The sequence below is a fragment of the bacterium genome (assembly GCA_016124905.1).
In the GTDB taxonomy this organism is placed as follows: Bacteria; Pseudomonadota; Alphaproteobacteria; order Rickettsiales; family RI-342; genus RI-342.
Genome location: WGMV01000008.1, coordinates 194,150 through 211,847 on the forward strand (window position 1 = coordinate 194,150; position 17,698 = coordinate 211,847).

Below are 17,698 nucleotides of genomic sequence, written 5' to 3' on the forward strand. Positions count from 1 at the left end.
TCGGTGATATTCCCGTGGCAATGCATGGGTTTAGGGATGTTTCATCATGCCGATCAGCTTTTCCATCACCTTCATTCGCGCGCTGGTTTTGCGCCACACCAGCCCGATGGTGCGGCTGGGGGCGGGGGTGGCGAAGGGAATATAGGCGATTCCCTCATCATCCTGCCTCCGCGCGATGCCGGGCATCAGGGTGATGCCCATGCCCGCCTTCACCATCTGGCGCAGCGTCTCCAGCCCCGTGGCCCGAAAATCCTGGTCTTCCCCCAGGCCGATGGCCTGGCACACATCCAGCGCCTGGTCGCGCAGGCAATGGCCTTCGTCCAGCAGCAGCAGCTTCTCCCCGTTCAGCGCGGCCTGGGTGATTTTCTTCTGTTTGGCCAAGGGGTGCCCTTTGGGCGCCGCCAGGTAGAACGGATCGTCAAACAGCTTCTGGCTCACCAGCTGGTCGTCATACACGGGCAAGGCGAGCAGCGCTGCATCCAGCTGGCCGCGCAGCAAAAGCTCAATCAGTTGCGCGGTTTTATCCTCCACCAGCACCAGCTTCAGCTTGGGCAGCGTTTCTTTCACACCGGGCGCGATGGTAGGAAAAAGATAGGTCGAAAGCGTCGGGAACGCCCCCAGCCGGAAGGTGCCCGAAAGCGGATCATGCGCATGTTCGGCAATCTCGTGGATATTCTCCACCTCCCTCAGCACCCGCCGCGCATGCTGGACGATCTGCTCGCCGATTTCCGTCAGCATCACGCGCCGGTTGCTGCGCTCAAACAGCTGCACTCCAAGGAATTCCTCCATTTTCTTGATCTGGTTGCTGAGCGTCGGCTGGCTCACATGGCAAAGCTCGGCCGCCTGGCTGAAATTCTTCAAATCCGCCACCGTCACCACATATTCCATGTCACGCAGGTTCATATCGCCTCACCATTCACAATATCTATCATTAACATAGAAACAATCGATTGTACATTCATATAAGCTATGGATTAAAGTCAAATCATAGGTTCAACGGCAACAGCAAAAGGGGAGGCGATCATGCGGAATCTCGATGCATACGATCTCTTCTGCATTCTCACCCTTCAGGAGCATTCCCACAAGGATGCGCATGAAGAGGCCAAAACACAAGACGAGGCGGCAGAATACGACGTTGAATGTGCCTGCCGTGCCTACCTCAAAGAGGAAGGCATCGGCGAAACGAAACAACCCAAAACCAAACGGAGCTAATCATGACCATTTCAGTTGGTGAACAATTCCCGGCCTTCAACCTCAAAGCCGTGGACGGCAAGAAATTCGACGACATCACCATCGACAACGTCTTTGTCGATGTGAACGAGAAATCCTACAAGGGCAAATGGCTGGTGGTTTTCTTCTACCCGAAGGATTTCACCTTTGTCTGTCCGACGGAAATTGCCGCCTTCGGTGATCTCAACAATGAGTTTAAAGACCGCGACACCCAGGTGCTCGCCGCCAGTACGGACAGCGAGTTCACCCATTGGGCATGGCGCAAGCACCAGCCGGAATTGCGCGACCTGCCATTCCCCATGCTGGCCGATATCAAGCGCGAGCTTTCGCAGAACCTCGGCATTCTGGATAAGAACGAAGGCGTCGCCCAGCGCGCCACCTTCATCGTGGATCCGGATGGCATCGTACGCTTCTCCATGGTGACCGACCTCAATGTGGGCCGCAACCCCAAGGAAGTGCTCCGCGTACTCGATGCCCTGCAGACGGATGAACTCTGCCCCTGCAACTGGAGCAAAGGCGAGCAAACCATCGACTTGCACGAAGCCACCGGCGACACCCCCAAATCCGGCAAAAAAGCCGCCTAATCAATAACACAGGCTCCTGATTCTCTCTCTCCCCGCTTGCAGGGAGAGGGTAGGGGTGAGGGGCAGCTTAGGAGAACGATCCATGACCATCCAACAACTGCGCGACCAGCTCGGCGATTACGCAAAAGACATCAAACTCAACCTCGGCAAGGTGCTGGAAGAAGACGGCGCACCGGGCCTCAGCAAAAACCAGATATTCGGCATCGCGCTTGCTTCCGCCTATGCCACCAAACATCCGGCCGTCATCGCCGCGTTCGAGGCCGAAACCGCCACCATCCTGTCAGCGGAGGAAGTGAACGCCGCCCGCGCCGCCGCCACCATCATGGGCATGAACAACGTTTATTACCGCTTCGTACATCTGGTGAGCGACAAGGAATACGGCCGCATGCCCGCCAACCTCCGCATGAACGTCATCGGCAACCCGGGCATCGAGAAAGTGAGCTTCGAGCTCATGAGCCTCGCCGTCTCCGCCATCAACGGCTGCGGCATGTGCATGGATGCGCATGTCAATGAAGTCATCAAGGGCGGCGTCAGCAAACAGGGGGTGCAATCCAGCATTCGCATCGGCGCGGTGATTGCTGCTGTTGCACAGGCTTTGGTGATGGGCACTGGCAACGCTGCACTCTCCGCCGTTGCCTGATGTCTTAGCAACGAAAAGGGCGGCCAATATGGCCGCCCTTTGGCATGTGCATAAAATGTGAAATTTAAGCCGCCTTCTTCTTCCGCTGCTGAATCGGCTGAAATTTGCGCGGTGCGGAGCCGGTATAAAGCTGGCGCGGACGGCCGATTTTGCCTTTGGGATCGTCCACCATTTCTTTCCACTGGGAAATCCAGCCGGCGGCGCGGGCCACGGCGAACATCACGGTAAACATCGCCTCGGGGATGCCGATGGCGCGGTAGATGATGCCGCTGTAGAAATCCACGTTCGGGTAAAGCTTGCGCTCCACGAAATAGGGGTCCTCCAGCGCGATTTTTTCCAGCTGCATGGCGATTTTCAGCAGCGGCTCGTCATGGTTGCCCAGCTCGTTGAGCACATCATGGCAGGTGGCGCGCAGCACCGTGGCGCGCGGGTCGAAGTTTTTATACACGCGGTGGCCAAAGCCCATCAGGCGGAAGGGATCATCCTTGTCTTTCGCCTTTTTGATGAATTCGGGGATGCGATCCGGCGTGCCGATTTCCTGCAGCATATGGATTACCGCCTCGTTGGCGCCGCCATGCAGCGGGCCCCAGAGAGAAGCAATGCCCGCGCCAATACATGCATATGGATTGGCGCCCGAGGAACCCGCCAGCCTTACCGTGGAGGTCGACGCGTTCTGTTCATGGTCGGCATGCAGGATGAAGAGTTTGTCAATGGCTTTCACCAGCACGGGGTTCGGTTCATAGGGTTCGCACGGCGTGGCGAACATCATGTGAAGGAAATTGGCCGCCATCGAAAGCTCGTTACGCGGATAGACGAACGGCTGACCGATGGAATATTTGTAAGCCATCGCTGCAAGGGTGGGGATTTTGGCCACAATGCGGTGCGCCGCCAGCTCGCGCTGGTGCGGGTCGTGCAGGTCAAGGCTGTCGTGATAGAAGGCGGAAAGCGAAGCCACCGCGCCCACCAGAATCGCCATCGGATGGCTGCGGCGCGGAAAGCCGCGATACAGGAATTGCAGTTGCTCATGCACCATCGTATGCAGCGTCAGTTTGCGGTCGAACACGCGTTTTTCCTCGGCGCCCGGCAGTTCGCCGTAAAGCAGCAGATGCACTACATCGGTAAATTCGCAGCCTTCGGCCAGGTCGTGAATGTCATAACCGCGATAGCGCAGAATACCCTTGTCGCCATCAATATAGGTAATGCCGGATTCACACGAGGCCGTGGAAAGGAAGCCGGGATCGTAGGTAAAATAACCGGTATCCTTGTACAGCGTGCTGATGTCGATCACATCCGGCCCTTCCACGGCTTCGTAGATCGGCAGGTCGATCTCCTTCATCGGGCCTTTGTCGAGAATCAGTTTTGCCTTGCGGGTGGTCATGGTTGGCTCCTGTTGAAACTTTGCGCCCCCTCGCATACGCATGGGCAAACCATCACGATTGCGATAAAAGAGCGATAGTATTTATCTTTCCCGTTTCTTGTAAGGGGCAAGCGTGAAGCAATCGTTAAGTCAGAAAAACCTTGTGAAATCCTTGGTTTTTCAAGCAGCCCCATCCTTATTCCTGCCCCTGCTGTGGGCGGCTGCCTTTGCCCTGGTTTATGCCTCCAGGCTTCCTGCCACCCTGGCGGATCCGGACATCCTCTGGCACCTGGGCGCTGGGCGCTGGTTTTGGGAACATGGCGCCACGCGGGTTGATCCATTCAGCTACACGGCGGGCGATTACCCATGGCTCAACATCAGCTGGTGGTGGGATGCGTTTCTCTATGGCATGCAGCAGGCCACCGGCTGGCGCGGACTGTTGCTGGCCGCGCTGTTGGCCGCCTGCGTGCCTTTTATCCTCTGTCGCACGGCGTTACGAAACGGACAGGGCGTGCTGGCCGCCAGCCTGGCGGCCTTTGCCGCGGGCATCATGATGACGCATGGTGTCTCGCCGCGCCCGCAGACATTCACCCTGTTTGCGCTGGCATGCCTCACGGCCCTCTTTCATCTTCCCGTGCTGACCAAACGCCATACGGTGCTGCTGGCGGGGTTGCTGGCGCTTTGGGCCAATATTCATGGCGGCGTGCTGCTGGGCTTTCTGCTGACAATGGGCTGGTGCCTGTGGCTGCTGTGGCAAAAGCGGGAAGAGGAGGCGCTGCGGCTTGCCCTGACCCTGTTCGCCGCTTTTATCCTGGCCTTGCTGGTGCACCCGCTGCACCAGTTGCTTCCCGCGGCCATCCTGCGCACGCTGGGGGGGGAGATGGTCAGGCATGTGGCCGAGTGGCGCGCCATCCAACCCGCTAAAGAAATCATCCCGTCATTATGGCTGCTGCTGGCGGGCTGGGCTGCCTGGCGGCACATGCGCGCCGGTCGTTGGTTTGATACGTTCCTCATTCTGGGGGCGGGCGCGCTGGCCATCGGCTCCATCCGTCACATCCCCGTCATGGCGGTGCTCACCGCCATACCCGTGTCTTCCGCGCTGGACGCCCGCCTGGGCGCATGGAATGTCTGGCGGCAAAAAAATACGGAATACGGCGCCGATATGGCGAGGATGAAGCCCGCCCTTGCCATCGCCTTATTGCTGCCGCTGCTCATGGTATGGGCGGGCCTGACCCTCACCGTGCGCATAACGCTGCCAGACGGCCCCAAACCCGGTCTGGCCTGGCTGGGTCAGCATGTCAAACCTCTGCACATATGGAACGACTACAACCTGGGCGGCAGCCTTATCTGGTGGGGCGACGGCCATTTCAAAAACACCATCGACGGCCGTGCCGAAACCGCCTACCCACCCTCCGTCATACGCGATTACCTCGCTTTCATGGCGCAGTCTCCCGGCTGGCAGGGGCGCGTGATGGCCCATCATCCAACGGCCATCATACTGGCGTCCAATCATCCGTTGGCGGGAGCAATGGATGCATGGAAAATATGGACGCGCGCCTATGCAGATGAGTTCGTCATCATCTGGCTGCCCGCGCAAGGTCAGTAAATGCCCGTCTCCAGCATGGAGCTGCTGTAATCATCTTCATCAATCAATTGAAACGGGATCTTTAGTTCACGCAATTCCTGGGAGACGTAGCGTTCAAGCTGAACGAAATAATCCAGATCAAAATAATGAAAGTCGAAAAAGCTTTTGGTCGAGATGATATTTTTCTTAGCAATGATCTTGGATATTTTCTCCAGATCGGGTTCTGCATCGGGCTCAAAAAAGGAAACAATCTGGCTGAAGACTTTAATGGGCCGCTGCATGAAATCATCATATTCCACGTACAGCGCATGCGGAAGCGCATAGGCTTTCATCCAGCGTTTTACGAAGGACTTGTAAAAATTAAATTCCCCCCGGGCGAAATGGCGCCAGTATTCATAGTTGTTGCGCATATGCGGCTGGTAGCTGAGGCCTTCTAAAAAAGAAGATACGGTTGCCTTCAGCGGGTGCCGGTATTGTACAAGATAATGGTATTGGGTGGTGGAGGTACCTTTGCGATCCAGATCATGGTTTTTCTGAAAATTCACATCCGGATGGACACAGGGAAATTGATTGCAGCAATCGGCTCGTTTTTGCGGCCCGTCATAATATTGGCAATAGCTGTGCCGTTCGCCGAAATACTCTTCCAGCATTTGCTGAAGCATGTGATGCCCGGTTCGCGGCACGGAAGCCGAAGCAACACGGTTAAGGCCCCGCGCTTTAAAAATGAGGCGCCCATCATCCACGGGAACTTTTATATTCTCCGATGGTTTGCAGTACCGGTTGAGGATGGTGCCCATTCGTCTATGGCCTGCGGCAATAAGGTATAACATGGCTCCGCCTTTGGTAAGGTAGGATAAAAAATCAATGAATGAAAAATGGCTTTATATCCAGCCATTTAAGTTCTTCGAGCACGGTTTTTTCCATCTGTGTAAAACATTGGAGATTATAGTGCGAAAACGAAAGGATGCTTTTATCTTTCGGGTACGGGTGCTTACCAAGCAATTGAGCTATTTTATAAATATCCGGTTTATGCGCGGGGCTTATAAATGCGATCAATGAGCACAGGGTTTTAAAAGGAGCCTGAATGTAGGCATCCGTTTCCAGAAGAAAAATAGTGGATTTCTTGCCTGGCTTTAAACGGGTTTTAAAAAGATGTTTGAATTCAGATAAGTGATTTTGCCAGAATTCTTCCCATTGTTCCGGACTGTCCGCTTTTTTAAAGGACTTGTTTTTTTCATACTTGTGCCAATACCGGTGCGCGGCGGAAATAAGCGGATGACGGTATAAAACCACCTCGGCGCAATCCTTATCCAGGTGATCCTGCGTTCGGTAATTTTCTTCAAAATAATCTTGTAAAATTTGCTGTATAATCCACTTGCTGCATGCTTTCATCCCTGTAAACACAACAGGCCGCTGCATGACGGGAGATGGGTGTTCATATAGTTTTATCCGTTTTTTATTGGTGGATGCATGCGCCGCGCGTGCCGCTTGTGCAATAGAAAGTGCGTCCAAATCGTACTCCTTATCCTTATTCTAGGCAGCATGAGGCCATGAAGTGGATTTTTGTAACCTGAGATAATCTCAGTTCAATCTATTGAAAGCGGCATTAAAAACGGAATGCCAAGGCGTATCAAGTCTTTTTCGACCATTTGTTCTAATTCATGAAAAAAGGCACGGTCGTAATAGACGAATTTTTCAATGCTGCGGTTGGCTTTCACGCCCTTATGGCCGATCGCGGCTTGAATATGCCCGGGTGCGGGTTCAACGCCCGGTTCGATGAAGCGCACCACGCGTTCCAGCCCTTTTGCCGGGTCGGCGGTGAAGCGGTCATATTCCACCAGCAGCCGGTTATGTTCCGGCGCGTCATACACCCATCGCTTCATGAACTGCTGGAAATAGCGCAGCTCCTTTTTGGCGAATTTCTGCCAGTAAAGCACGCTGTCGCGCGCCTTCATGGCGGGTTCGTGCTCCATGCCGAGCTCATAGCCCGAAACGGCCGCCTTCAGCGGGTGCCGGTACTGCACGATATACCAGGCATTGTCGGGCTGCGGGCTTTTGAGCGCAAGGTCGTGGTTCTTCTGGTAATTCACATCCATGTTGGTGCAGGGGTAATTCCCGCAGCAATCGGGTCGTTTCAGGGGGCCGTCGTAAAACTGGCAGTAATGGTGCCGCTCGCCGTAATACTGCTTCAGCAATTGCTGAAGCATGTGGTGCCCGCTGCGCGGCACCGTGGCACAGGATATGCGGCGCAGCCCAAGGGCGACATTGGCTTCCAGCGGAATGTCGAAAACAGGCGCCTTGGGCTTGAACAGACGAGAGAACATGCTGCGTCCTATAGCAGGCCGTAGAAATTTTGCCAGCACCATGAAAATCCGCTACAGGGCAGCATGGAACCCCGCCCTATGCCCCTTACCCTCATCATCGATACCGCCGAGGGCGGCACCTCGCTCGCGCTGGGCGATGCCGCTCGCCCTCATGGCGCCGTGAGCCTGGAGGACACCGCCCGCCAGTCCGAGCAACTGGTGATCATGCTGGAGCGGCTGCTGAAGGATGCAGGCAAAACATACGCCGATCTCGGCCAGGTCGTGGCCAATATCGGCCCGGGCAGCTTCACGGGCATCCGCGTTGGGCTGGCCGTGGCGCGCGCTCTGGGGCTGGCGCTCTCCATCCCCGTGCATGGCGTCACCGGCCTGCAGCGCACGGCCCATGCCGTGCAGTCATTGCATCCCGGCCCGCTGGTCGTGATTCAGGAAGCCTTGCGCGGCCAGTGCTACTGGCAGCCTTTCGACGAAAACGGCAATCCCACCGCCGAACCCGGCATCGAAGCCCATGCCGTACTGGCCCGGCGATTCGGCCAGGCCAGGCTGGCGGGCAGCGGCGTTGCGTCCTTGATAAAGCACGGGCTTGCCGCCCCGCAGGCCGTCCAAACGGGCACGGGGCCGGATGCATCGGCCGTCTGGGCCTTTCTCGTCCGCGATGGCGGCATCAGATGGCAGGATGGTTTACAACCGCCGCGTCCTTTGTATATTCGGGAGCCGGACGCCAAACTGCCAACCCCTTTTTTACATGGAAACGATAAGGCATGAAGCAGATAACCGCCCTTGTTCTGATGCTGACGGTCATCCTGCTTTCCTCCGCGGTGCAGGCAGCGCCTAAAAAAACTCCCAACGTCCCCGATGAGCTGGAAGATGTCACGCTCATGAATGTGGGCAAGGTGGAGGTGGTGAACGAATACAAGCTCCGCAACGAGCCGCCCTATGTGGATCCCCAGTTTCCCGTCCCCCTTGCCGACAGCATTGCCGACTGGGCCAAAAGCAGCTTTGTCGCCACCGGTGAGGAAGGCGTGCTGAAGATCATCATCCGCGAAGCCAGCCTGCAGGAAAGCCATTACGAGGACAAGCCGCGCTTTTTCGGCCTCTTCCCCGGCAAACGCATGGATAAATACCTCGCCACCGCCATGGTGGAAATGAAGCTCTATAACGGCGAAGACGCCATGCCTGTGGCGGAGACTGAAGCCACCGCCACGCGTGAAGGCCGCATCGAATCCGTCGCCGGCGTCGGTTACCGCGAGGAACTGTTCAACACCATGGCCGACGACCTGGTGGACGACCTGGACCAGCAGACCCGCGCGCTGACCTACAAGTTCTTTCATGAGCGTGTGAAAGACTAGGCTGCGGGAAGGGCGCCCTACCATGCAGCTTTACCTTCCCATTGCCGAAATGCCCGTCAACGTGTTCGAGATGCTGCTGCTCGGCGGCATCACGGGCGTTTTTGCCGGTATGTTCGGGGTAGGGGGCGGCTTTCTCATCACGCCTTTTCTCATCTTCATCGGCATTCCGCCCAGCGTGGCGGTGTCCACCTCCGCCAATCAGATGATCGCTGCCTCCATGTCGGGATTTGTTGCGCAGGCGCGGCGTGGCCATGTGGATGTGAAGATGGGGTTTGTGCTGCTGTTCGGCAGCACCATCGGTTCCTCGCTTGGCGTATGGCTGTTCGCGGTGCTGAAAAGCCTGGGGCAGATCGATCTGCTCATCTCGCTGTGTTATGTATTCTTCCTGGGCGGCATCGGTGGCATGATGGGCTGGGAAAGCTGGCTGCACATCAAGGCCAAGCGCGATGGCAAGCCGCCGCCGCCTATCAAAACCCTGCCGACGCACTGGCGTGAAAAACTGCCCTGGCAGGTGTTTTTTCCGCGCTCCAACATCTCCATCAGCCTGCTGCTGCCCATCGGCGTCGGCCTCCTGGTGGGGCTGATGGTATCGCTCATGGGCGTGGGCGGCGGTTTCATCATGGTGCCCGCCATGATTTACCTGCTCGGCATGCCCGCCACCATGGTCATCGGCACCTCGCTCTTTCAGATCATCTTCACCACCATCCATGTCACCATTTTGCATGCGGTGAACACCCAGACGGTGGATGTGGTGCTGGCCGTGCTGCTGCTGATGGGCTCGGTCGTCGGCGCGCAATATGGCACGCGCTGGGCCATGCGCTTCCAGCCGGAGCAGGTGAGGGCGCTGCTGGCCGCTATCGTGCTGGGCGTTGCGCTCAAGCTGGCCTTCGGCCTTTTCATTGAGCCGCCGCAGCGTTACGTGCTGGAGGAAACCTTGAAGCAGGACGCAGCGCCATGATGCGTCGGCTGCTCATGCTGTGCATCCTGCTCATCATGCCGTTGGCGGCACAGGCGAAGCCGCTCGTGGCGGATGCCTCCCTGCATGCGATTGCCATTGATTCCGCCTTTACCGGCACCAGCATCCTGCTGTTCGGCGCACGCCAGGGCGCGGGCGATGTGGTGGTGGTAGTGCGCGGCCCGTTGATGGATGCCATCATCCGCAAAAAAGAACGCGTCAGCGGTATGTTCGTCAACCGCCGCAGCACAGAATTCGACAATGTACCAAGCTTCTATGCCCTTGCTTCCACCCAGCCTTTAAACAGCATCCAGGGGCAGGATCTGCTGGCGCGTCTGGGCATCGGCACGCATGCGCTGGCTATTCGCCACAGCAAACCGGCCGAAGAGCATTTCTGGCAGGCGCTGCTGAATGAACGGCAGCACAAGGGGCTTTATACGCCGGTTGCCGGTCGTATCAGCTTCATGGGTGAAACCCTGTTCAAAACCATCATCCAGTTTCCCGAAACCATCGCCCGCGGCGAATACACCGCCGAGGTCTATCTCATCAACGACGGCCGCCTGGTGGCCATGCAATCCACCCCCATTGAAGTGAAAAAGCGCGGGTTCGATGCTTTTGTATTCGATACCGCGCACCAGTTTCCCTTAATCTACGGCATCGTATCGGTGATGATTGCGGTCATCATCGGCTGGCTGGCCGCCACCATGCTGAAGCGCACATAGGAGGTGCACCCATGCCCAAAGTGAACCCGATCAAATACCTCGTCTGCATATCGCCCAGCGACCATTCCCGTGTGATGCTGAAATTCGCCTGCCAGCGTGCGCAAAAGCGCGGTTCGCGCATCACGCTGCTGCATGTGGTGGAACCGGCGGAATTTCAGGGCATGCTTTCTGTGGTGGAAAAACTGCGCGAGGAACGTCGCGCGGAGGCAAAAACCTTCATGGACGAGGCGGCGAAATACGTGAAGGAAATCACCGGCCGTCCCGCCACGGTACTCATCAAGGAAGGCAATGTGGAGGAGCAGATCATCCAGACCGCGCAGGAAGATGCCGACCTTAACATGATCATGCTCGGCACCAGCACCAATCCGCAAAAGCGCGACGTGAAAATCGGCTCGCTCGCCAAAGCGCTGGGGGATAAACTCTTCGTCCCGCTGCTCATCATCCCCGGCACGCTCACCGATCAGCAGATCGAGCAGCTCAGCTGAGTTTTGCCTTGCCTTCTCCCGGTTCACGGGTGAATTCCAGCGCGACCTTCTGGAATATCTGGTAACTTTGCGCGCATTCCTTGGCCACTTTCGCCAGTTCGACCGCGTGTTCAGCAAAACGGTCGTAATCAATATGGATCATACAGGGCCCTGCGAAACGCATGGTCGGGTTGAACTCAATCGGGATATCCCGGGGGGAAACCCCCAACACCTTGGCCACGCGTGACCGGAACATCTCCATCAACCCAAAATCCGGCTGCTTGATGATGAAGGTTTTCCAGTTCTTGTCCCGCAGTTGCTCAAACCCGTCGATATAGTCCGCCATCTCTTCCGGGATGTCGTCGCCTTCCCAGTTCTCGATGAATCTCAGCGCGCTTTCGGCCATTTGCATGAGGATTTCATCGGCGGATACATCCGGATAGACGTCCTCGGTGGACATAACCTCAATGTCATAACCCTCGGGCGGGGCGCCGGTGGTCAGCATCTCCTCGACCATTGCGCGCGCGCCGACAAAATCAATGGCGATAACCGTTTTGGAGCTGCCATCTTTCTGCAGCATGCCGATCAGCTCCACCTGGGGGTCTACATTCAGGCTGGTGGTGTTTGGAGCAAAGATATTGGCATAATGGAAGAAATCATGATGCGCTTTGATAAGCGTTTCATTTTGTATCCATTTCAGGGCGGGCAGAACACGTGCGGCTCCCGGTAAATGCGGGGAGACCCATATTCCATAGCCGTTATTGGCCGTATCATAGGCCCGGTCCACATCCATGGTGACCGTCGGCACGCCGTCTATTTCCTTCAGGAAAGAGGGCAACCCGCAATAGCGCCGCAGGTATAAGTTCAGATGCTCCAAATAGTCAGGGTCGGGATGCTGGATGCCATAATAACGGCAGCCGGATTCATCCCTGCCGGCCACATAGCGGCAGGACAACCGCGCATACATATCAAACCGGGGAAAAACATCCTCCAGATGACCGATAACCAGATGCAGCGCCGGCGGCAGGTGATCCGCGCCATTATGCGGATAAGCAAGAACGGGGCAGGCCTTGCCGTCCTGGCTGTCTGTAAGCGTAACTTCGGTCATGTTTCCCTTCCTGACCGATTAAATAGGAAAAGAAAGTTACGTATGCGTGACAGATACGGATTACTTTGAGGATGGCTTGCGGGTCCGCTTGGGCGGTGCGGCGGCAATCGCCACAATATCGGGCAGGGCGTTGCCATGCAGGTTGAGGTCGAGCCCGTCGCGCTCCACTTCCGCTTCCACGCGAAGCCCCACCAGCTGATCCACCAGTTTCAGGATGATCCAGGTAAAGGCGGCGGAATAAACAGCCACGATCACCACGCTCAGGGATTGTGCCGCGAACTGATGCCAGTTCCCCTCGATCCATCCGGCTTTGCCGCCAATGGCCTCGCTGGCGAACACCCCGGTCAGCAGGGCGCCGATAATGCCGCCCACGCCATGAATGCCGAACACATCCAGCGAGTCGTCGAAACTGAGTTTTTTCTTCAGCCAGTGCACGCCCGCATAGCAGCCCACGCCGGAAAGCGCGCCGATGATGAGCGAGGCGCCAAAGCCCACAAAACCCGAAGCCGGCGTGATCGCCACCAAGCCGGAAACCACCCCGGCGATCGCCCCGTCCACGCTCGGTTTGCCGCGTTTGAACCATTCCATGCCGCACCAGGCAACTGCCGCCATGCCCGCAGCGCTGTTGGTCACCAGCATCGCCATGCCCGCGCTGGTACCGGCGGTCAGGGCCGAACCCGCGTTGAAGCCGAACCAGCCCACCCACAGCAGTGCCGCGCCAGTGAGGCTGAACACCAGGTTATTGGAGGTGGAATCCTCCTGGTCATGCAGGCGTTTGCCCAGCACCAGCGCGGCCACCAGCCCCGCGATGCCGGAATTGATATGCACCACCGTGCCGCCCGCGAAGTCCAGTGCGGAGCCAAAACCCAGCACCCCGGCGAAATCGCTCAGGCCCGCGCCGCCGATGAAGCCGCCCGGCCCCCACACCCAATGCGCAATCGGCACATAGACAAACAGCAGCCAGAGCGGGGTGAACAGGCACACGGCCGAGAATTTGATGCGGTCCGCCACCGCGCCGATCAGCAGCGCGCAGGTAATGGCGGCAAAGGTCAGCTGGAAGAAGATGAACACAGTCTCGGGGATGGTGCCCGTGAGGCTGGCAGGCGTTACGCCTTGCAGCAATATTTTACCCGCGGAGCCAATGAAGCTGTTGCCCTCCGTAAATGCCAGCGAATAGCCGAACACCGGCCATAACACGCTGACGATGCAGCACACCGCGAAGGTCTGCATCAGGGTGGCCAGCACGTTGTCGCGCTTCACCAGCCCGCCGTAAAACAGCGCCAGCCCGGGCACGATCATCATCAATACAAGGATGGAAGAAATCATCATCCAGGCCGTATCGGCCTTATCCAGCCCATCGGCGGCCATGGCGGGCCATGCGAAAAGGGAAGCGGCGAACAGTGAAAGCAGGCTAACCCAAAGGCGCATGTAGTATCTCCCGATGTTGCAATGCAGCACGGGAAATTATCTAAGGCATCTCAAACACCAATGTCACGTGGAAAGTGACAGGTCGCTTAGCGCGTCCCGCGCTTAGCGACCTGTCATCCCCGGGCGCGCGCAGTGCGAACCGGGGGATCCATCGTGAATCTATCAGGAAACGAGCCATGGCGGGCTTAGCGACCCGTCATCCTCGGGCGCGCGCAGTGCGAACCGGGGATCCATCTTTCATCCTCTCATTTCTTACTGAGCCGTCGTGGATCCCCGGTTGCCGCTACGCGGCCCCGAGGATGACACAAAGCCTTAAGCCAACGCATCCACGTCCTTGCCCATTACGCTGCGATCCCCCGCCACGATGGAGCCAATCAACCCCGCCACCTGCGGCAGCGTCTTGGCCATGTAGAATTCCGCCGTGGCGATCTTCTGCGCATGGATGGGGTCTTCATCCCCGCCGATCATGGCATTGACCGAGGCCACCGCCATGCGTGCCCACAGATACCCCACATAGGTCAACCCCATCATGCGGTTATATTCCGTCGCGCCACATGCCGCCGCGTTCGGGTTACCAAGTCCATTTTGTGCCAGCCAAAGAGTTGCTTGCTGCGTATAGCTCACATGCTTGCTTAATTGCTTGATGAGCCTGCCCAGCTTCGGATGCGCCAGATTCTCTTCAATGAAATGCGTCATCGGGTGGAACACGCGCCTCAGGTAGCGCCCGTTCTCCGCGCTGAGTTTACGCCCGACCAGGTCAAGCGCCTGCACGCCGTTGGTGCCTTCATAAATCTGCGTGATGCGAACATCGCGCGCCATCTGTTCCATGCCATATTCGGCAATGTAACCATAACCGCCGAACACCTGCATGCCCACATTCGCCAGCTCATGCCCCATATCGGTGAACAGCGCCTTGATCACGGGCGTCATCAGCTGAATCCACTCATCGGCGGCCTGCCTCACTTCCGGCAGCGGATGGCGGTGGGAGATATCCAGATGCAATGCCGATTCCAGGCAGAGCGCCCGCATGCCTTCCGTCATGCTCTTCATGGTCAGCAGCATCCGCCGCACATCGGGGTGCTCAATGATGGTCGCCTGATGCGAATCCTTGCCCAATGTGGCGCCCTGCACGCGCTCCCTGGCGTAGGTCAGTGCATTTTGCGTGGCCAGTTCAGCAACGCCGAGGCCTTGAACGCCCACATAAAGCCGCGCTGCATTCATCATGGTGAACATCTGCCGCACACCTTTGTGCGGCGTGCCGATGAGGTAGCCGACGGCATTTTCATACTCCATCACGCAGGTGGGGGAGGCATGCAGGCCCATCTTATGCTCCAGCCCGCGGCAATGGACGGCATTGCGCGTTCCATCCGGCAGGATCTTCGGCACCAGGAACAGGCTGATGCCCTTGATGCCTTCCGGCGCGCCCGGCAGCCGCGCCAGCACCAGATGAATAATATTGTCGGTCAGGTCCTGCTCGCCCGACGAAATAAAGATTTTCGTTCCACTTATCTTATACTGGTCGCCGTCCGGTTCCGCCTTGGTGCGGATCAACCCGAGGTCCGTCCCCGCCTGCGGCTCGGTCAGGCACATCACGCCCGACCAGGTGCCATCCACCATCTTGGGCAGGTAGGCCTGCTTCAATTCATCGCTCCCATGCGCGATCAGCGCGTTATAGGCCGCGTGCGTCAAGCCCGGGGTGAGGCCGAAGGCGAGGTTGGCCGAGCAGATCATTTCCACCACCGCCATATTGAGTGTTTCCGGCAACCCCTGGCCGCCGTAATCAGGATCGCAGGCCAATGAAGGCCACCCGCCCACAATATAAGCCTTGTAGGCTTCCTTGAAGCCCTTGGGAGTAATAACGGCCCCATCCACCAGCTTCAGCCCCTCGCGGTCGGCGCTCTGGTGCAGGGGGTAAAGCACCTGCTCGCACAGTTTTGCGGCCTCGTCCAGCACTGGCCCTGCCAGTTCCTTCACGCTTTCCAGCCCCGGTACCTCGTTCCAGCAGTCCAGCCCCAGCACATGCGTATATAAATAATGGAAATCGGCCAGCGGGGCGTGGTAATGCGGCATGAAAATCTCCTTATAATAAGCCCCATACTAGCCGCTTCGCGCCAAGGAACGGTTAATACAGGTCAAGAACCCCGTAAAAATTACTAATTCCGCTTGCACTTCATTTGAAAATGCGTATGTTCACATTCCCTTAAGCACCCGGACCCCCGGTTGGCGGCCCGTGGTGCATTGAAAATTCAATCGCTTAGGATTTTGGCTATGCCACTGTATGAGAGCACTTTTATTACCCGCCAGGAAATGGCGCCCAACGACGTGGAGCAGCTGGCTGACAGCATGGTCTCCATCATGTCGGAGCAGGGCGGCAAGCTGATCAAGCGGGAATACTGGGGTCTGCGCAGCATGGCTTACCGCATCAAGAAAAACCGCAAGGGTCATTACACCTACCTCGGCTACGAAGCGCCCGCCGCTGCTGTGAACGAGCTGGAGCGCCGCCTGCGTCTGAACGAAGACGTGGTGCGCTACATGACCATTCGCGTTGAGAAAGTCAGCGCTGAGCCGACCCCGATCATGAACCCCGGTTCTTCCGATACCGGCCGTCCTGGCCGTCCGGATGCACGCGGCCCCTATGCTGGCCGTCCGTCCCGTGGACCACGCCGTGAATCCACCGAAGAAGTCAGCGAATAAGGAGATAACCCATGGCTGAAGATCGCAAATCAAACGCTGGTGGCACCGCTCGTCGCGTCTTTTTCCGCCGCAAGAAAACCTGCCCGCTTTCCGGCCCGAACGCTCCGGTTCTGGATTATAAGGACGTGAAGCTGCTTGGCCGTTTCATCTCCGAGCGCGGCAAAATCATGCCGAGCCGCATCACGGCTGTTTCTGCCAAAAAGCAGCGTGCACTGGCCCAGGCCATCAAGCAGGCCCGCATGCTGGCCCTGCTGCCGTTCGCTAGCAACTAAGTTATTGTTTAATTAGGAATTGTGTCATGGAAGTGATCCTGCTGGAACGTGTTGGCCGACTGGGCGCCCTGGGTGATAAAGTCACGGTGAAGGACGGCTACGCCCGCAACTTCCTGCTGCCCAAAGGCAAAGCCCTGCGCGCCACCAAAGACAATGTCGCCGTGTTCGAAACCCGCAAGGCTGAAATCGCCAAGCAGAACGAAGAAAAGCGCACCGAAGCCCAGAAACAGGCTTCCACCCTGGATAACACCAGCGTCATCATCATCCGTCAGTCGGGTGAAGAGGGCCGCCTGTTCGGTTCCGTCAGCGCTCGCGACATCGCCAATGCGATTGCCGAGAAGAACAAGGCCGTCACTCACCAGATGGTGACCATGGTCCAGGCGATTAAAGACATCGGCGTATACCCGGTTAAAGTTATGCTCCACCCGGAAGTGGCCGTTACGGTGAAAGTCGCCGTTGCCCGTACCGAGTCTGAAGGCAAGGACGCACTGGACGGCAAAGTGATTTCCGTGAAGCGCGGCACCAAGCTGGAAGAGGACGAAGCCGACCGCGTTGAGCGCAAAGCCGCTGCCGATGCCCGCCGCGCCGCCAAAGCAGCCAAAGCCGCTGCCGAAGCCGGTGAAACAGGCGAAGCCGCTCCCGCCGCCGAAGGCGACCAGGAAGAAGCCGCCTAATTCCGGCTGAAACCATTGACGAAAAAGCCGGTGGTTTCGCCACCGGCTTTTTTATTGTGGAGACCCACATGAGCGACATCACCCTGCGCCCCGCCACCGCCGCCGATATCCCCGCCATCCGCCACATCGCCGAAACATGCTGGTGGGCGCATTACCCCGGTATCATCTCCGACGACCAGATCCGCTTCGCGCGGCCTCGATGTTGGTGCGGAGCGCCGTGCTTTCCACGTTGCGCTCACGCGTGGCGCGGCCGGAGTTGACGTCGACTGAAACCAGCGCTTCCGTCGGGTTGATGACGAGGTAGCCGCCCGAGGG

20 protein-coding genes and 1 pseudogene are annotated in these 17,698 nt (G+C 57.7%); 12 read left to right on the forward strand and 9 right to left on the reverse strand.

Features of this window, described 5'->3' with window-relative positions:
• Nucleotides 1-30: 30 nt before the first annotated feature.
• Nucleotides 31-903 (reverse strand): LysR family transcriptional regulator, encoded by an 873-nt coding sequence (locus GC177_03045; protein ID MBI1274933.1) that lies wholly within the window; start codon nt 901-903, stop codon nt 31-33.
• Between the two features lie 120 nt (nt 904-1,023).
• On the opposite strand from GC177_03045, the gene GC177_03050 reads away from it, so the two are divergent.
• From GC177_03050 to GC177_03060, 3 genes are all read left to right on the forward strand, one after another.
• The gene (locus GC177_03050) at nt 1,024-1,212 is read left to right on the forward strand and encodes a hypothetical protein (protein MBI1274934.1); all 189 of its coding nucleotides are present in this window, start codon (nt 1,024-1,026) and stop codon (nt 1,210-1,212) included.
• 2 nt (nt 1,213-1,214) lie between these two features.
• Nucleotides 1,215-1,814, forward strand: coding sequence for a redoxin domain-containing protein (locus GC177_03055; GenBank protein ID MBI1274935.1), 600 nt, complete (start codon nt 1,215-1,217; stop codon nt 1,812-1,814).
• An 82-nt stretch (nt 1,815-1,896) separates the two neighbouring features.
• Nucleotides 1,897-2,454 carry an alkyl hydroperoxide reductase gene (locus GC177_03060; protein ID MBI1274936.1) on the forward strand — a complete coding sequence of 186 codons (558 nt, stop codon included), beginning with the start codon at nt 1,897-1,899 and terminating at the stop codon, nt 2,452-2,454.
• A gap of 64 nt (nt 2,455-2,518) precedes the next feature.
• On the opposite strand, the gene GC177_03065 is transcribed toward GC177_03060, so the two are convergent.
• Nucleotides 2,519-3,832: a citrate synthase gene (locus GC177_03065; GenBank protein ID MBI1274937.1), complete on the reverse strand. Its 1,314-nt coding sequence runs from the start codon at nt 3,830-3,832 to the stop codon at nt 2,519-2,521.
• 142 nt (nt 3,833-3,974) lie between these two features.
• On the opposite strand from GC177_03065, the gene GC177_03070 reads away from it, so the two are divergent.
• The gene (locus tag GC177_03070) at nt 3,975-5,417 is read left to right on the forward strand and encodes a hypothetical protein (GenBank protein MBI1274938.1); all 1,443 of its coding nucleotides are present in this window, start codon (nt 3,975-3,977) and stop codon (nt 5,415-5,417) included.
• Here GC177_03070 and GC177_03075 read toward each other — a convergent pair.
• The 3 genes from GC177_03075 to GC177_03085 form a co-directional block, all read right to left on the reverse strand.
• Nucleotides 5,411-6,226: a hypothetical protein gene (locus GC177_03075; GenBank protein ID MBI1274939.1), complete on the reverse strand. Its 816-nt coding sequence runs from the start codon at nt 6,224-6,226 to the stop codon at nt 5,411-5,413. The genes GC177_03070 and GC177_03075 overlap by 7 nt on opposite strands.
• A gap of 31 nt (nt 6,227-6,257) precedes the next feature.
• Entirely contained in the window at nt 6,258-6,908 is a 651-nt protein-coding gene (locus GC177_03080; protein MBI1274940.1) for a hypothetical protein, read from the reverse strand.
• A gap of 74 nt (nt 6,909-6,982) precedes the next feature.
• Complete coding sequence (locus GC177_03085; GenBank protein ID MBI1274941.1) at nt 6,983-7,762, reverse strand: hypothetical protein; 780 nt, start codon at nt 7,760-7,762, stop codon at nt 6,983-6,985.
• 21 nt (nt 7,763-7,783) lie between these two features.
• On the opposite strand from GC177_03085, the gene tsaB reads away from it, so the two are divergent.
• Genes tsaB through GC177_03110 form a run of 5 tightly spaced genes read left to right on the forward strand, consistent with a single transcriptional unit; the run spans nt 7,784 to nt 11,228 of the window.
• A complete protein-coding gene (tsaB, locus tag GC177_03090) occupies nt 7,784-8,482 on the forward strand; it encodes a tRNA (adenosine(37)-N6)-threonylcarbamoyltransferase complex dimerization subunit type 1 TsaB (protein ID MBI1274942.1) in 699 nt (232 codons plus the stop codon).
• The gene (locus tag GC177_03095) at nt 8,479-9,066 is read left to right on the forward strand and encodes a hypothetical protein (GenBank protein MBI1274943.1); all 588 of its coding nucleotides are present in this window, start codon (nt 8,479-8,481) and stop codon (nt 9,064-9,066) included. Before tsaB ends, GC177_03095 begins: the two co-directional genes overlap by 4 nt.
• Before the next feature lie 22 nt (nt 9,067-9,088).
• Nucleotides 9,089-10,024 carry a TSUP family transporter gene (locus GC177_03100; protein MBI1274944.1) on the forward strand — a complete coding sequence of 312 codons (936 nt, stop codon included), beginning with the start codon at nt 9,089-9,091 and terminating at the stop codon, nt 10,022-10,024.
• Nucleotides 10,021-10,743 carry a hypothetical protein gene (locus tag GC177_03105; protein MBI1274945.1) on the forward strand — a complete coding sequence of 241 codons (723 nt, stop codon included), beginning with the start codon at nt 10,021-10,023 and terminating at the stop codon, nt 10,741-10,743. Before GC177_03100 ends, GC177_03105 begins: the two co-directional genes overlap by 4 nt.
• Nucleotides 10,744-10,754: 11 nt before the next feature.
• Nucleotides 10,755-11,228 (forward strand): hypothetical protein, encoded by a 474-nt coding sequence (locus tag GC177_03110; protein ID MBI1274946.1) that lies wholly within the window; start codon nt 10,755-10,757, stop codon nt 11,226-11,228.
• Here the strand turns inward: GC177_03110 and GC177_03115 are convergent.
• The 3 genes from GC177_03115 to GC177_03125 form a co-directional block, all read right to left on the reverse strand.
• The gene (locus tag GC177_03115; GenBank protein ID MBI1274947.1) at nt 11,221-12,315 is read right to left on the reverse strand and encodes a hypothetical protein; all 1,095 of its coding nucleotides are present in this window, start codon (nt 12,313-12,315) and stop codon (nt 11,221-11,223) included. The two genes, GC177_03110 and GC177_03115, sit on opposite strands and share 8 nt — an antisense overlap.
• Before the next feature lie 60 nt (nt 12,316-12,375).
• Nucleotides 12,376-13,743, reverse strand: a complete 1,368-nt coding sequence (gene amt, locus GC177_03120) for an ammonium transporter (GenBank protein ID MBI1274948.1) — start codon at nt 13,741-13,743, stop codon at nt 12,376-12,378.
• A 312-nt stretch (nt 13,744-14,055) separates the two neighbouring features.
• Nucleotides 14,056-15,813 carry an acyl-CoA dehydrogenase gene (locus GC177_03125; protein ID MBI1274949.1) on the reverse strand — a complete coding sequence of 586 codons (1,758 nt, stop codon included), beginning with the start codon at nt 15,811-15,813 and terminating at the stop codon, nt 14,056-14,058.
• A gap of 198 nt (nt 15,814-16,011) precedes the next feature.
• On the opposite strand from GC177_03125, the gene GC177_03130 reads away from it, so the two are divergent.
• From GC177_03130 to GC177_03140, 3 genes are read left to right on the forward strand one after another with little or no spacing between them, the layout of a single operon-like run.
• Entirely contained in the window at nt 16,012-16,437 is a 426-nt protein-coding gene (locus tag GC177_03130) for a 30S ribosomal protein S6 (protein ID MBI1274950.1), read from the forward strand.
• An 11-nt stretch (nt 16,438-16,448) separates the two neighbouring features.
• The gene (gene rpsR, locus GC177_03135; protein ID MBI1274951.1) at nt 16,449-16,709 is read left to right on the forward strand and encodes a 30S ribosomal protein S18; all 261 of its coding nucleotides are present in this window, start codon (nt 16,449-16,451) and stop codon (nt 16,707-16,709) included.
• 26 nt (nt 16,710-16,735) lie between these two features.
• Nucleotides 16,736-17,383 carry a 50S ribosomal protein L9 gene (locus GC177_03140; GenBank protein MBI1274952.1) on the forward strand — a complete coding sequence of 216 codons (648 nt, stop codon included), beginning with the start codon at nt 16,736-16,738 and terminating at the stop codon, nt 17,381-17,383.
• Nucleotides 17,384-17,569: 186 nt separating this feature from the next.
• Here the strand turns inward: GC177_03140 and GC177_03145 are convergent.
• A pseudogene (locus GC177_03145) lies at nt 17,570-17,698 on the reverse strand (hypothetical protein).

Coding starts and splice junctions, on each gene's coding strand:
- GC177_03045 (MBI1274933.1), bottom strand. CDS start 903: ATGAACCTGCGTGACATGGAATATGTGGTGACGGTGGCGGATTTGAAG.
- GC177_03050 (MBI1274934.1), top strand. CDS start 1,024: ATGCGGAATCTCGATGCATACGATCTCTTCTGCATTCTCACCCTTCAG.
- GC177_03055 (MBI1274935.1), top strand. CDS start 1,215: ATGACCATTTCAGTTGGTGAACAATTCCCGGCCTTCAACCTCAAAGCC.
- GC177_03060 (MBI1274936.1), top strand. CDS start 1,897: ATGACCATCCAACAACTGCGCGACCAGCTCGGCGATTACGCAAAAGAC.
- GC177_03065 (MBI1274937.1), bottom strand. CDS start 3,832: ATGACCACCCGCAAGGCAAAACTGATTCTCGACAAAGGCCCGATGAAG.
- GC177_03075 (MBI1274939.1), bottom strand. CDS start 6,226: ATGTTATACCTTATTGCCGCAGGCCATAGACGAATGGGCACCATCCTC.
- GC177_03085 (MBI1274941.1), bottom strand. CDS start 7,762: ATGGTGCTGGCAAAATTTCTACGGCCTGCTATAGGACGCAGCATGTTC.
- tsaB (MBI1274942.1), top strand. CDS start 7,784: ATGGAACCCCGCCCTATGCCCCTTACCCTCATCATCGATACCGCCGAG.
- GC177_03095 (MBI1274943.1), top strand. CDS start 8,479: ATGAAGCAGATAACCGCCCTTGTTCTGATGCTGACGGTCATCCTGCTT.
- GC177_03100 (MBI1274944.1), top strand. CDS start 9,089: ATGCAGCTTTACCTTCCCATTGCCGAAATGCCCGTCAACGTGTTCGAG.
- GC177_03105 (MBI1274945.1), top strand. CDS start 10,021: ATGATGCGTCGGCTGCTCATGCTGTGCATCCTGCTCATCATGCCGTTG.
- GC177_03110 (MBI1274946.1), top strand. CDS start 10,755: ATGCCCAAAGTGAACCCGATCAAATACCTCGTCTGCATATCGCCCAGC.
- GC177_03115 (MBI1274947.1), bottom strand. CDS start 12,315: ATGACCGAAGTTACGCTTACAGACAGCCAGGACGGCAAGGCCTGCCCC.
- amt (MBI1274948.1), bottom strand. CDS start 13,743: ATGCGCCTTTGGGTTAGCCTGCTTTCACTGTTCGCCGCTTCCCTTTTC.
- GC177_03125 (MBI1274949.1), bottom strand. CDS start 15,813: ATGCCGCATTACCACGCCCCGCTGGCCGATTTCCATTATTTATATACG.
- GC177_03130 (MBI1274950.1), top strand. CDS start 16,012: ATGCCACTGTATGAGAGCACTTTTATTACCCGCCAGGAAATGGCGCCC.
- rpsR (MBI1274951.1), top strand. CDS start 16,449: ATGGCTGAAGATCGCAAATCAAACGCTGGTGGCACCGCTCGTCGCGTC.
- GC177_03140 (MBI1274952.1), top strand. CDS start 16,736: ATGGAAGTGATCCTGCTGGAACGTGTTGGCCGACTGGGCGCCCTGGGT.